Below are 13,259 nucleotides of genomic sequence, written 5' to 3' on the forward strand. Positions count from 1 at the left end.
TACATGTAATAATTTCAATTAAAATATGTCATATAATTAGAGAAAAACGAAATTCTTTATTAGATATTTATTTGATAAGGATTTTATGTATATTTGCTAAAATTTTTAAAAAAATGAAGAAAACTATATTTTTATCGGTTATACTTTGTTTATTTTCTGCAAAATCTTTTTCTCAAACTAAAGAAGAACGCTCGAAGATATCATCATATTCTAATAAATTGGCCAACCAAAAGCTACTAACCTCACTTAATGAGGGCGAAATTAGCAGAAGAACAAGGTTAAACAATTTCTTAAATTCAAATCCTTCATATATAAAACGCTTAACTATTGGAGAATTTGGCATACAGGAATTAATTGATATATTACCTAATGGTGATATGATATACGCAAAAACAGATAATTTAGGAGCTGGAATTACAGCGAGAGCCAACAAACTTTATAGTGGTGGTACATTGGGCTTAAACATACAAGGACAAAATATGATTGCTGGAGTTTGGGATGGTGGTAACATACGAGAGACTCATCAGGAATTTATGAATGGCTCCGCTAGCAAAATAACTAATGCTGATGGCTCTACCTATGCTGCTCACGCAACTCATGTAATGGGAACTATATTAGCAAAAGGTGTTTTACCATCTGTAAAAGGTTTAGCATTTAACGCATCTGGTATTTCTTACGATTGGAATAGTGATCTTGTTGAAATGTTAGGCGAGGCTGGAAACGGTCTTTTAGTTTCAAATCACTCATATGGATTCGGTGCTTTGAGTAGTGTGTGGTTTTATGGAGCATATGATAGTCGCGCTAAGCAGATTGATGAAATATGTTATAATAACCCGTTTTACCTTCCTGTTTTTTCTGCTGGAAATAGCAGAAATGAAACAACCGCTCCAGGGTCTACACAAATAGCTAATAAGTTTGGTTACGATATGATATTTGGTCATGGTAATGCAAAGAATGTTATGACGGTTGCAGCCGTTGAACAAGTAGATGAATACGTTGGTCCTTCTAGTGTTGTAATGTCAAGTTTTAGCAGTTGGGGACCTTCTGATGATGGCAGAATAAAGCCAGATATTTCAATGAAAGGAGTCAATGTAAGATCTACATTGGCTACATCTAATACCGCAACAGGATTTATGTCTGGAACATCTATGGCATCTCCCGGAATTACAGGAGTAGTCTTATTGGTACAGCAATATTACAATCAATTATATTCAAATTACATGAAGGCTGCGACTGCTAAAGGGCTCATTTTGCATACCGCAGATGAAACTGGATTTTTTTCAGGTCCTGATTATGAGTATGGATGGGGTTTAGTAAATGCTGAAAAAGCTGCTATAACAATTCAGAATAGAAATTCAACAACTACAAACAAAAGTATTATTGATGAACTAACATTAGCTAACAACGCTACTTATACAAAAACAATTACAGCTACCGGAACAAATCCTCTAAAAATATCAATTTCTTGGACAGATCCTCAAGCACCTGTAGCCAACTCTGGCACAAACGATCCATCAACTAAGTATCTAGTCAATGACCTTGATATAAAGGTAACAAAAGATGGAGTTAATTATTACCCTTGGAAACTTGAAGGAATGCTAGCACCATATAGTCCAGCTACTAATACGACAACGAATGATGTAGACAATTTTGAAAGAGTAGACATCAATAATCCTTCAGGAACTTATACTATTACTGTTACCCATAAAGGAACTTTATCTGGAGGTAGCCAAAATTTTACTTTAATTGCTACATCGGATAATCTTTCAACCCTTTCAACAAGTGAGGCAATTAAAGCAAATGATAGTAAAGTTGATTTTTACCCGAACCCAGCAAAGAATTATATTAAGATTAATGAAAAGGATAAAGATTTGCTTATTAACATTTATGACGTTTCTGGAAAACTTGTATTAACATATAAATTAGTTGACAATACAATTAACATAAGTGAGTTGGTAAAAGGAAACTATTTAGCTAATTTTATAACTAAAAAAGGAGAAATCAAAAGTTTCAAATTCATAAAGGATTAAATCATTTTAATTCTTCTCTTAAGAAAAGAATCCGTCTCACAACCACCAAGTGAGGCGGATTTTTATATTCATTAAATTCCGGCATTTTTTGGAAAAGAAAAAATTGTCATCATCATGCAACTGGATCTTCTAGATGAAAAATCTATTGTTCAAACTAATAATGATAAATCTATTGGGTATATCGAAGGTGAAGTAATAATCAATAATACTGTATCAGAAGAATTGCTGGCAAGCATTATCAAAAATCAGCAGGATATTACGAGTTTGGTAGAAGCTCAAAACAATTTGATAGAGGGTCTTATGAAGAAATAAAAAACTCAAGTTTTCTTTTCAATCAATAAGATTACAATTTAAATATAAAATAAGTTCTATTAAATGCACAATAGGTTGTCCTAATATCAGCCTAAAAATTAAAAATACATTATATTAACAAAATATTTATTAATATAATTTAAATTATATTAATAAATATTTTATCTTTGACACTATAATTATAAATTATTCATTACAATGAGAAAAATATATATTTACCAGTCCTTATTTTTGGGTATATTCAATTTTGCTCAAAATTATACTCCAAATGGGTATCAGTCAAGCTATTCTTCAACATTATCTGTGAATAGCTTAGGAGGAGATCATGCTGTTTTCGGTGTTAAGTCGGAAAATTCTGGAAAATCTTTAAAATATGATGAAATTATTGGCAGCCCATATTTAGATAAAGGTTTTCGTGATGCAACTGTCGCTAAAGATTATGAGAAAACGGCAGTTCGATACAATAGTTATTTAGATGAAATAGAATTTCAAAAAGATGGGAAGCCACTTGTTTTACCTAAAGAAGTTAAGTTTTATAGAATCGAATTGTATTCTCCAAAAGAGACGATTGTTTTTCTAGAAACAAATGATAACTTAAAAGGATATTTTTTTGAAATTGTAAATCATAATAATATCTCTCTTTATAAAAAAATTAGAACAAAGTTTATAGATGCAATACCTGCAGCAAATTCTTATGCTAGTGATAAAGCAGCATCATTTAAGCTTTTAGATCCTGTATATTATTTAAAGACAGAAAAAGGATTTATTAAAAATCCTAGAAACAAAAAAGAAATTATAGATCAGTTTCCAGAAAAAAAAGATTCTCTTGAAGTATTTTTTAAGGAAAATAAAATCAAATTTGATAAAGAAGAAGATTTAAAAAAATTAGTTACTTTTTTAAATCAATAAAAATAAGAGGTTACCAAATTTAAGCAACCTTTTATTAAATTCAAATCTTAGAAACAAAGGTTTTATAGTCAAAAATAGTTGGTAAAATTGTTTGTATTGCCGATTATTACTGATAATACAGGAAGTTTATTGAATTTTGTTTCAATAAACTTTTTTTATGGCTGAAAATTCAAAAAAAATCGTTATTGGAGTTGCAAAAGTCTGGAGGTAATTTCGTGGGGTAAACAAAATGGCAAACGTCGTTATAAATGTAAAAATTGTGGTATTTATTTTACTTCAGAAAACAAATCTGTGAGCTTGAAAAACAAAGAAATTTGGTTTAAAAAATGGATTATTGGCAAACAAACTTATGAGCAGATTGCAGTAGAATCGGGATATTCGGTGAGTAGTCTTCAAAGATATTTTAACGTGATGCTTGGAAATGTTCCTAAGCTGACCTACAGCCAAAACAAGGAAGTTTATTTGCTGATTGATGGGATCTATTTTTCAAATGAAATTTGTCTGGTTGTTTTCAGAGATAATGTTTTTAAACAAACCCAACTTTATAGGATTACTGACGGGGAAAATTATGAGGAGATGAAGGAAGACCTGGAAAACATCCTTAGTTTGGGAATAAAAATCGGCGGAATAACCTGCGACGGCGATAAATCATTACTCAAAGCCATCCGAAAAGTCTGCCCGAAGGTTCCTGTTCAAAGGTGTTTGGTTCATATCCAGAGGATGTGTAAAATATGGCTTTCTACCTATCCAAAGTCGAATGTGGGGTTTGAACTGCGGGAAATTGTCTGCAAACTGCATTTCATTGATAATGAATCTAAAAAACAGTATTGGATAAAAGAGTTTTTGGATTGGTTTGACAAGCATAAAGATTTTATTGATGAAAAATTCTACAGCCCGGAAACCGGTAGATATTGGTATACTCACAAAATGGTCAGAAGGTGTTTCTCTGTTATCAGAAAAGTCTTGCCTAATATGTTCACTTTTCTTCAAAATCCTAAAATCCCAAAAACAACAAACGGAATTGAGTCTTTTTTTGGTCATTTGAAAGGAAATTTAAATATTCACAGAGGGCTTACGAAAAGCAGGAGAAAAAAGTTCATCCAGTGGTATCTTTTCTACAAGAACCAAAAGAAGTAAGGTTTTTTTTTAGCCATGGAGCTGTTCCAATAATTAATGAAAAAAGGATGGCAAAACCATCCTTCTAAACTATTGTTTACAGCGCTGATTGTATTGCTGATGAGTTGCTCCTCAGCATTGCTCATTTCCTCTTCCAATCAACAGCCAAATATTACGAATTATTTCTGGGAAAAACACCAACTATTTCTGACCACATTACCTAAAAATAAAAACTGCCCGTATCAAAAGATACGGGCAGTTTTAATATATTAACAAAATTAAATTACTTCAATTTCTTCTTCACAGCAACCTCTTCGTAAACTTCAAGGATATCGTTCTGCTCAATGTCATTGTAACCTTTAAGGTTCAGACCACATTCGTAACCTTTGGTAACTTCTTTTACATCGTCTTTGAAACGCTTCAAACTCTCTAATTCACCATCGAATTTCACGATACCGTCTCTTAGTAATCTTACTTTAGAGTTTCTTGTTACTTTTCCGGTAAGAACCATACAACCTGCAATAGTTCCTACTTTAGAAATTTTGAATACTTCTCTGATCTCAACGTTACCGATTACCTGCTCCTGAATTTCCGGAGAAAGCATTCCCTCCATCGCTTCTTTCACTTCGTCAATCGCTTTATAGATTACAGAATATGTTCTGATTTCGATTTCTTCACGGTCTGCAAGATCTTTAGCATTAGCTCCGGCTCTTACGTTGAATCCAATGATAATAGCATCAGATGCTGCCGCTAAGTTGATATCAGATTCAGTGATCTGTCCTACACCTGAGTGAAGGATTTTTACGCTGATTTCTTCTGTCGATAATCTCTGTAACTGATCAGAAAGTGCTTCTACAGAACCATCCACGTCACCTTTAAGGATAATATTTAATTCTGTAAACTGGCTTAATGCAATACGTCTACCTAATTCTTCTAAAGTTGTATGTTTCTTAGTTCTGATTGATAATTCTCTCTGTAGCTGCTCTCTCTTGTTTGCAATAGCCTTACCTTCACTTTCATCAGCGTATACTCGGAATTTATCACCTGCGGTAGGTGCGCCGTCTAAACCTAAAATTGTTGCAGGAATTGATGGACCGGCTTCTTCAAGGTTTTTACCTCTTTCATCAAGCAAAGCCTTTACTTTCCCATGATTTTTACCGGCTACTACATAATCTCCTACTCTTAAAGTTCCGGTCTGTACCAACATTGTTGCCACATATCCTCTACCTTTATCTAAAGATGCTTCAATGACAACTCCATTTGCAGCACGGTCTGGATTAGCTTTCAATTCAAGCATTTCTGCCTGTAACAATACTTTCTCTAATAAAAGATCCATATTATTACCCATCTTAGCTGAAATCTCCTGTGCCTGTACATTTCCACCCCACTCTTCTACCAAAATATTCATTCCGGAAAGTTGCTGACGGATGTTATCCGGGTTTGCGTTCGGCTTATCTACTTTATTGATTGCAATAATCATCGGTACACCTGCAGCCTGTGCGTGAGAAATTGCTTCTTTTGTTTGAGGCATTACATCATCATCGGCAGCGATTACGATAATTGCAATATCGGTAACCTGTGCACCTCTCGCTCTCATCGCGGTAAAGGCTTCGTGACCCGGTGTATCTAAGAATGTAATTCTCTGGCCATTTTCAAGCTTCACGTTGTAAGCTCCGATGTGCTGAGTAATTCCTCCAGATTCACCTGCGATAACATTAGTTTTTCTGATGTAATCCAACAATGAAGTTTTACCGTGATCAACGTGTCCCATTACAGTAACAATCGGTGCTCTTGGCAATAGGCTTTCTTCTGTATCGATATCGTCTTCAGAATCTGTATCTTCAAGATCAGCATCCGAGAATTCAATTTTATATCCAAATTCGTCAGCTACCAACAATAAAGTATCAGCTTCTAATCTTTGGTTCATTGTCACCATTACTCCAAGAGAGAAACAAGCAGAAATAACTTCTGTTGCACTTACATCCATCAAACTTGCCAATTCTCCAACAGTGATGAATTCAGTAACTTTTAGCGTAGTATCTCTTGCATCTGCTTCCTGCTGAAGGTGGTCTTGTTCTCTACGGTAACTTCTTTTGTCTTTTCTGTGTTTAGAAGATTTAGACTTACCTCCTTTATTGGTTAATTTCTCAAGAGTTTCCTTGATCTGGTTTTTAACCTGCTCGTCGGTTAATTCAACAGGCATCGTTCTTTGACCCGGTCTGTTGTTGTTCCCGAAACGGTTTCCACCTTGACCGGAACCACCCGGACGATTTCCACCCGGACCATTCTGACCCGGAGGTCTATTTCCTTGTGGACCACCCGGACGGTTTTGACCACCCTGACCAGCTGGTCTGTTACCTTGATAACCACTACCCTGACCTGGTGGACGGTTTCCTCCCGGACCATTCTGACCCTGAGGACGGTTTTGCCCGCCTTGCTGATTATTTCCGCCTTGTTGATTGTTCCCGTTGTTTTGGTTCGGACCACCCGGCTTTTCAATTCTTTTTCTTTTCTTCTTCGCTCCTGCGTTTGGTTTTGGTGCAAACTGAGTTAAGTCAATTTTCTCACCAACAATCTTAGGACCATCAAGTTTCTGATAAACAGTTTCTATTTTCTGAGATTCCTGAGATTCTTCAGGTGTAGATTCAGGTTTTTTCTCTTCCACTTTTTCTACAGGTTTTTCAACCGGCTTTGGTGTTTCTTTTACGGGTTCAGCAGGTTTCGCAACTTCTGCTTTTACCTCTTCTGTTTTAGGTTTGTCTTTTCTTGCAGGTCTGTTTCTGTTTCCTTCAATCTGAGATAAATCTATTTTATCTAAAACTTTAAATTCCTGTTTTTCAGGAGTCGCTTTAACTTCAGAAACCGGTGCTTCTTCTTTAGTAGCTTTTACCTCTTCTTTCACCTCCTTCGCTTCTGATTTATCTTCTTTTTTTTCTTCTACAGGCGCAGCTGGTGCAGGAGTTGGTTCTTCTGCTACAGGTTCAGATTTTTTAGGCTCAAGATCAATTTTGCCTAAAATTCTGGTTTCTGGTTTTGTATTAGCTTTAGCTCTTATTACTTCAGGTGCTTTTTTCTCTTCCATTTCCAGTTTTTCTTCCGGAACTTTAGAAATAACCACCTCATGGGAAGCTTTACGCTGCTCGCCATCTTTGGCAAACTCAGCTTCCAATGCAGAATATGCCGCTTCTTCTAATTGAGCGTTAGGATTGTTTTCAACCACAATATCTTTAGACTGTAAAAACTCTACCAGCCTAGACATTGATATGTTAAATTCCTTAACCGCTTTATTTAATCTTATTTTTGGCATCTATATTATTTACTGTTTTTTTTAATTCTTAAAATTAAAGTATTCTTTTTTACTGTTATTAAAATTTATTTCTAAATATTAATCTTCAAATTCCTCTCTCAGAATACGCTTTACGTCATCTATAGTTTCCTCTTCCAAGTCTACCATATTCAAAAGACTTGCCGTATCTTTATCCAACACAGATTTTGCAGTTGTAAGACCTACTTTCTTAAACTCATCCAAAATCCACTGTTCAATATCATCATTAAATTCTTTCAAGTCTACATCATCATCTTCGCTAGCTTCTCTGAAAACGTCTATTTCGTATCCAGAAAGCCAAGAAGCCAATCTGATGTTTTGCCCTTGCTTACCGATTACTTTAGAAATCTCTTCAACCGGAGTATAAACCAATGCATAGTTTGTATCTTCGTTGATTTCAATTTTATTGATGGTAACGTTTCCTAAAGCTCTCTTTACCATAATCTCAGGGTTTTTAGACCATTGAATTACGTCTATATTTTCGTTTCTCAATTCTCTTACGACACCATGAATTCTAGAACCTTTCACCCCGACACAAGCTCCTACAGGATCGATTCTATCGTCGTAAGCATCCACTGCTATTTTCGCTTTTTCACCAGGAATTCTTACTGCTTTTTTAAGCATAATTGTACCGTCCTGAATTTCCGGAATTTCTAATTCCAAAAGTTTTTCTAAGAATTTCGGGGCTGTTCTTGAAATGATAATCTGTGGCTTTGAGCCTTTAAAATCTACCGTTTCAACAATCGCTCTGATGTTTTCTCCTTTTTTGAAGAAATCTGAAGGAATTTGATTTTCTTTAGGCAAGATAAATTCGTTCCCTTCATCGTCTAACAAGATGACATGTTTGTGACGAATGTGGTGAATTTCACCAATTACAATCTCCCCGATTCTGTCTCTGAACTGCTCATACAACATGGCGTTGTTATGCTCCTGCAATTTTGTTGCTAAAATCTGTTTCAGCGTCAAAATATTTCTTCTTCCTAACTGAGCCACCGGAATTTCCATTGTAAAATCTTCACCTACTTCAAAAGTAGGATCGATTTTTTTTGCTTCCGTAATTTCAATCTCAAGATCATCGTCTTCGGACATTTCGTCTTCTACGATTGTTTTATTTAAAAATATCTGAAAATCCCCTTTATCAGGATTTACAATTACATCAAAGTGATCGTCAGAATCAAATCTTTTTCTCAATAAAGTTTTAAGAGAATCTTCAATGATTGCCATCAGATCAATTTTACTGATCCCTTTTTCGTCTTTAAAATCACCAAATGATTCAATCAACGCTATATTATCCATGTATCTTTTTTTCTTTTAAAATTTAAGTACTACCAATGCTTTCTTTATCTCAGAGTAAGAAATTTCTTTTTCCTCCTCCACATCTACTTTACCTTTCCCTACTTCTTTCGGTTTTCGGTAACGCAGTACAAGAGTAATTTTTTCTTCGTCTGCTTTTGCAAGTTCTCCTTCTATCGTAGAAGAATCAGCAAGTAAAATTTCAATTTCTCTACCGATGTTTTTCTGAAACTGTCTCGGCATCGAAAGTGGCTCGCTTAATCCCGCAGACATTACCTGAAGACTGAAATCATGCTCTTCACGATCCATATTAAACTCGATTGCGCGGCTTGCATCCAAACAATCCTGTACAGTAACACCATGGTCACCATCCAAGATTACGGTAATATCGTCGCCCGCAGAAAACTTCAGATCAATTAAGAATAAATCTTCTCTCGTCTGAAGAAAATCATTCAATAATGTTTCAATATTTTTTCTAAACTCCATATTATTTAATGCTGATTTACCAGTACGAAAAAAGGCTTTCTCTTCGAAGCCTTCCCATTTTTTCCGTAAATCTTATGCAAATATATGACAATTTTATAAAATACACAAACAGACTTCATAATCAATACAATAGAATTTGCCAAAATTTTCAGCTTTAAAAGTTTACAACATCATAAATACATTTATGCGTGATATTTAATAAGTTATTAGTCATTTAAAAAGACTGTGAAACAATTTTTAGTATTTTTGTCACAAATTTTATAAAAACATACATTTTGAATATAACAATAGTAGGAACAGGCTATGTAGGTTTGGTTACAGGAACTACCCTTGCAGAACTTGGCAATTCGGTTTATTGTGTTGACATCGATGAAAAAAAAGTAGAAGGAATGAAAAACGGCATCGTACCTATTTACGAGCCAAATCTTGAAGAAATGTTCCTGAGAAATATTCAGGCAGAAAGATTATTTTTCACCACCAATTTAAAAGAGGCTTTAGATAAAAGCGAGGTTATTTATCTGGCACTACCTACTCCACCCGGAGAAGACGGTTCGGCAGATTTATCGTATGTTCTAAAAGTAGCTAATGATATTGGTGAAATGATGACGGAATATAAAGTTATCGTTAATAAAAGTACAGTTCCTGTAGGAACAGCCGACAAAGTGAGAGAAACGATTGCAGCAAAAACAACAATTGGTTTTGATGTTGTTTCCAATCCTGAGTTTTTACGAGAAGGTTTTGCTGTAGAAGACTCGATGAATCCTGCGAGAGTTGTTATAGGATCAAGTTCCGATAAAGCAAAAGATATTATGGCTAAAATTTACCAGCCATTTACCAATACCGGAATTCCAATTATAGCGATGGATGAAAAATCATCCGAGCTTACAAAATATGCAGCCAATTCATTTTTAGCGGTAAAAATTACGTTTATGAATGAAATTGCCAATTATTGTGAAAAAGTTGGCGCCGATGTAGACAAAGTACGATTAGGGATGGGAAGTGACGACAGAATCGGTCATCGATTTTTATTCCCCGGAATCGGATATGGAGGAAGTTGCTTCCCAAAAGACGTAAAAGCTTTAATTAAATCCGGAAAAGATGATGATTTTAATTTTCAGATTTTAGAAGCTACTGAAAAAGTGAATATCTCTCAGAAAGTGATTCTTGTTTCTGAAATTGAAAAATATTTCGGAGGAAATCTTGAAGGAAAAACCATTGCAATATGGGGATTGGCTTTTAAAGCTAATACTGATGACATCAGAGAAGCTTCTTCTTTAGATAATATCGAATTACTTCTTCAAAAAGGCGCAAAAATAGTGGCTTACGACCTCATTGCTGAAGATAATGTAAGGAAATTATTAGGTGACAAAATATCTTATGCGAATACGATGTACGATGCATTGGAAGGAGCAGATGCCTTATTTATTGCTACAGAATGGCCGGAATTTAAAAATCCTAACTTTGATATGATGGCTAAAAAGATGAATAATAAAGCTATTTTTGACGGAAGAAATATGTACCCTCTGGAAATTCCTGAGCAAAACGGGTTTTACTATAAATCTATTGGACGTAGAACTATTCGGTAAGAAGGTAAACGTTTCATACAAGAACCCAAAGGATTTAATATGAATAGCCATAGGTAAAACCTATGGACAATTAAAGAAAAATAGCCACAGTAAAAATCTGTGCAAGAAATAGAAAAGCATAATTCTAATGAAAAACATTATCATCACTGGAGGAGCGGGCTTTATCGGTTCACACGTTGTAAGAGAATTCGTAAAAAACAATCCTGAATCAACCATCATTAATCTTGATGCTCTTACATATGCCGGAAATCTTGAAAACTTAAAGGACATTGAAAACGAACCCAATTACGTTTTCGAAAAAGCAGATATTACAAAACCTGAAGAATTAAGAAAGGTTTTTGAAAAATATAATCCGGATGCCGTGATTCATTTGGCAGCAGAAAGTCATGTTGATAGAAGTATCACAGATCCGATGGCATTTATCAATACCAACGTAAACGGAACTGCCAATCTTCTGAATCTCTGCAAAGAATTCTGGACCTTGAACGAGGATCACACTCACGGAAGATTTCCCAATGAAAAAAGAACCCATCTCTTTTATCATGTTTCCACAGATGAAGTTTACGGAAGCTTGGGCGAAACAGGGTTTTTCCTTGAAACAACATCTTATGACCCTCAATCTCCGTATTCGGCTTCAAAAGCAGCTTCAGACCATTTGGTGAGAGCTTACGGAAACACTTACGGAATGCCTTTTATCATTTCAAACTGTTCGAATAATTACGGCCCGAATCATTTTCCGGAGAAATTAATTCCGCTTTGTATTTCAAATATTATTAATGAAAAGCCTTTACCAATTTACGGTGACGGAAAATATACGAGAGACTGGTTATTTGTTATCGATCATGCAAAAGCGATCCACCAGATTTTCAATGATGCTAAAACCGGAGAAACTTACAATATCGGCGGTTTCAACGAATGGCAAAACATTGATTTGGTGAAAGAATTAATTAAACAAATGGATGAAAAGCTAGGAAATCCTGCAGGACATTCAGAAAAATTAATTACTTATGTAAAAGACAGACCCGGTCACGACAAACGTTATGCAATCGATGCTACAAAATTAAATGCTGAACTCGGCTGGAAACCTTCTGTAACCTTCGAACAGGGATTAGGAAAAACAATCGACTGGTTTCTGGAAAATAAAGAATGGCTGGAGAATGTGACGAGCGGAGATTATCAGAAATATTACGAAAAACAATACAACTAATAACACACGATGAAAGGTATTATTTTAGCCGGCGGTTCCGGAACGAGACTTTTTCCATTGACAATTGCTGTAAGCAAGCAGTTAATGCCGGTTTACGACAAACCGATGATTTATTATCCTCTTTCCACATTGCTTTTGGCAGGAATAAAAGATATTTTGATTATCACTACTCCGCACGATCAGGCAGGGTTCATCAAACTTTTGGGTGATGGTTCGCAAATTGGCTGCAATATAGAATACGTGGTGCAGCCAAGTCCGGACGGATTAGCGCAGGCTTTTATTTTAGGAGACCAGTTTATTGGAAATGATTCCGTAGCTTTGGTTTTAGGAGATAATATTTTTTACGGTTCTGAAATGGGAACTTTATTGAAAAACAAGACCAATCCTGATGGCGGTGTTGTTTTTGCTTACCATGTTTCAGACCCTGAAAGATACGGAGTTGTAGAGTTTGATGATAATTTCAAAGCAGTTTCTATTGAAGAAAAACCACTACAGCCAAAATCAAATTATGCAGTTCCCGGATTGTATTTTTACGATAACGAAGTGGTAGAAATTGCCAAAAACATTCAGCCTTCTCCAAGAGGTGAACTTGAAATTACTGACGTAAACAATGTTTATTTAAGCAAAGGAAAACTCGAAGTGGGCGTTTTAGACAGAGGAACAGCCTGGCTGGATACAGGAACTTTTGATTCTTTAAATGATGCTTCAGAATTTGTAAGCGTCATTGAGAAAAGACAAGGCTTCAAAATCGGATGTATTGAAGAAATTGCCTTCAGAAACGGATTCATCAACGAAGAAAAACTTCTGGAAACTGCAACTAAATACGGAAAAAGCGGATATGGTGAGTATCTGAAAAAATTAGTTTCAAAATAAAAATTTATCTTAAGATCATCAAGCTATTGACCTGCAGTCAGTAGCTTTTTTTTGCAGGTACGTTACATTTTCATAAATTAATTCTATTTTTACGAGAATATAAAGAACATTTCATGATTCAG

The 13,259-nt window shown here is 35.1% G+C and carries 10 protein-coding genes; 7 read left to right on the top strand and 3 right to left on the bottom strand.

Features of this window, described 5'->3' with window-relative positions; all coding sequences use genetic code 11:
• The first annotated feature begins 113 nt into the window (after positions 1-113).
• The 4 genes from ACOOWA_RS01445 (at position 114) to ACOOWA_RS01460 (ending at position 4,388) form a co-directional block, all read left to right on the top strand.
• Complete coding sequence (locus ACOOWA_RS01445; RefSeq protein ID WP_421372754.1) at positions 114-2,030, top strand: S8 family serine peptidase; 1,917 nt, start codon at positions 114-116, stop codon at positions 2,028-2,030.
• A 114-nt stretch (positions 2,031-2,144) separates the two neighbouring features.
• On the top strand, positions 2,145-2,342 hold the full coding sequence (locus ACOOWA_RS01450; protein WP_421372755.1) for a hypothetical protein: 198 nt from the start codon (positions 2,145-2,147) through the stop codon (positions 2,340-2,342).
• A 198-nt stretch (positions 2,343-2,540) separates the two neighbouring features.
• Positions 2,541-3,251, top strand: a complete 711-nt coding sequence (locus ACOOWA_RS01455; RefSeq protein WP_421372756.1) for a hypothetical protein — start codon at positions 2,541-2,543, stop codon at positions 3,249-3,251.
• Between the two features lie 201 nt (positions 3,252-3,452).
• On the top strand, positions 3,453-4,388 hold the full coding sequence (locus tag ACOOWA_RS01460) for an IS256 family transposase, variant Zn-binding type (protein WP_421374627.1): 936 nt from the start codon (positions 3,453-3,455) through the stop codon (positions 4,386-4,388).
• A gap of 262 nt (positions 4,389-4,650) precedes the next feature.
• Here ACOOWA_RS01460 and infB read toward each other — a convergent pair whose 3' ends face one another.
• The 3 genes from infB to rimP all read right to left on the bottom strand — a co-directional run bounded on the left by infB (position 4,651) and on the right by rimP (position 9,471).
• Positions 4,651-7,674, bottom strand: coding sequence for a translation initiation factor IF-2 (infB, locus tag ACOOWA_RS01465; protein WP_421372757.1), 3,024 nt, complete (start codon positions 7,672-7,674; stop codon positions 4,651-4,653).
• A gap of 78 nt (positions 7,675-7,752) precedes the next feature.
• Positions 7,753-8,988 carry a transcription termination factor NusA gene (nusA, locus tag ACOOWA_RS01470; protein ID WP_421372758.1) on the bottom strand — a complete coding sequence of 412 codons (1,236 nt, stop codon included), beginning with the start codon at positions 8,986-8,988 and terminating at the stop codon, positions 7,753-7,755.
• A gap of 15 nt (positions 8,989-9,003) precedes the next feature.
• Positions 9,004-9,471 carry a ribosome assembly cofactor RimP gene (rimP, locus tag ACOOWA_RS01475; protein ID WP_421372760.1) on the bottom strand — a complete coding sequence of 156 codons (468 nt, stop codon included), beginning with the start codon at positions 9,469-9,471 and terminating at the stop codon, positions 9,004-9,006.
• Between the two features lie 275 nt (positions 9,472-9,746).
• Between rimP and ACOOWA_RS01480 the strand changes: the two genes are divergently transcribed.
• From ACOOWA_RS01480 to rfbA, 3 genes are all read left to right on the top strand, one after another.
• Positions 9,747-11,057 carry a UDP-glucose dehydrogenase family protein gene (locus ACOOWA_RS01480; protein ID WP_421372761.1) on the top strand — a complete coding sequence of 437 codons (1,311 nt, stop codon included), beginning with the start codon at positions 9,747-9,749 and terminating at the stop codon, positions 11,055-11,057.
• Between the two features lie 127 nt (positions 11,058-11,184).
• Entirely contained in the window at positions 11,185-12,264 is a 1,080-nt protein-coding gene (rfbB, locus tag ACOOWA_RS01485) for a dTDP-glucose 4,6-dehydratase (protein ID WP_421372762.1), read from the top strand.
• Between the two features lie 9 nt (positions 12,265-12,273).
• Complete coding sequence (rfbA, locus tag ACOOWA_RS01490; RefSeq protein ID WP_421372763.1) at positions 12,274-13,137, top strand: glucose-1-phosphate thymidylyltransferase RfbA; 864 nt, start codon at positions 12,274-12,276, stop codon at positions 13,135-13,137.
• Positions 13,138-13,259 lie beyond the last annotated feature (122 nt).

This window comes from Chryseobacterium sp. GP-SGM7 (genome assembly GCF_049166575.1).
Taxonomy (GTDB): Bacteria; Bacteroidota; Bacteroidia; order Flavobacteriales; family Weeksellaceae; genus Chryseobacterium.

Bases quoted from the DNA above. Each gene is read 5' to 3' on its own strand.
- ACOOWA_RS01450 (WP_421372755.1), top strand. From the start codon at position 2,145: ATGCAACTGGATCTTCTAGATGAAAAATCTATTGTTCAAACTAATAAT.
- ACOOWA_RS01445 (WP_421372754.1), top strand. From the start codon at position 114: ATGAAGAAAACTATATTTTTATCGGTTATACTTTGTTTATTTTCTGCA.
- rfbB (WP_421372762.1), top strand. From the start codon at position 11,185: ATGAAAAACATTATCATCACTGGAGGAGCGGGCTTTATCGGTTCACAC.
- nusA (WP_421372758.1), bottom strand. From the start codon at position 8,988: ATGGATAATATAGCGTTGATTGAATCATTTGGTGATTTTAAAGACGAA.
- ACOOWA_RS01455 (WP_421372756.1), top strand. From the start codon at position 2,541: ATGAGAAAAATATATATTTACCAGTCCTTATTTTTGGGTATATTCAAT.
- rimP (WP_421372760.1), bottom strand. From the start codon at position 9,471: ATGGAGTTTAGAAAAAATATTGAAACATTATTGAATGATTTTCTTCAG.
- rfbA (WP_421372763.1), top strand. From the start codon at position 12,274: ATGAAAGGTATTATTTTAGCCGGCGGTTCCGGAACGAGACTTTTTCCA.
- infB (WP_421372757.1), bottom strand. From the start codon at position 7,674: ATGCCAAAAATAAGATTAAATAAAGCGGTTAAGGAATTTAACATATCA.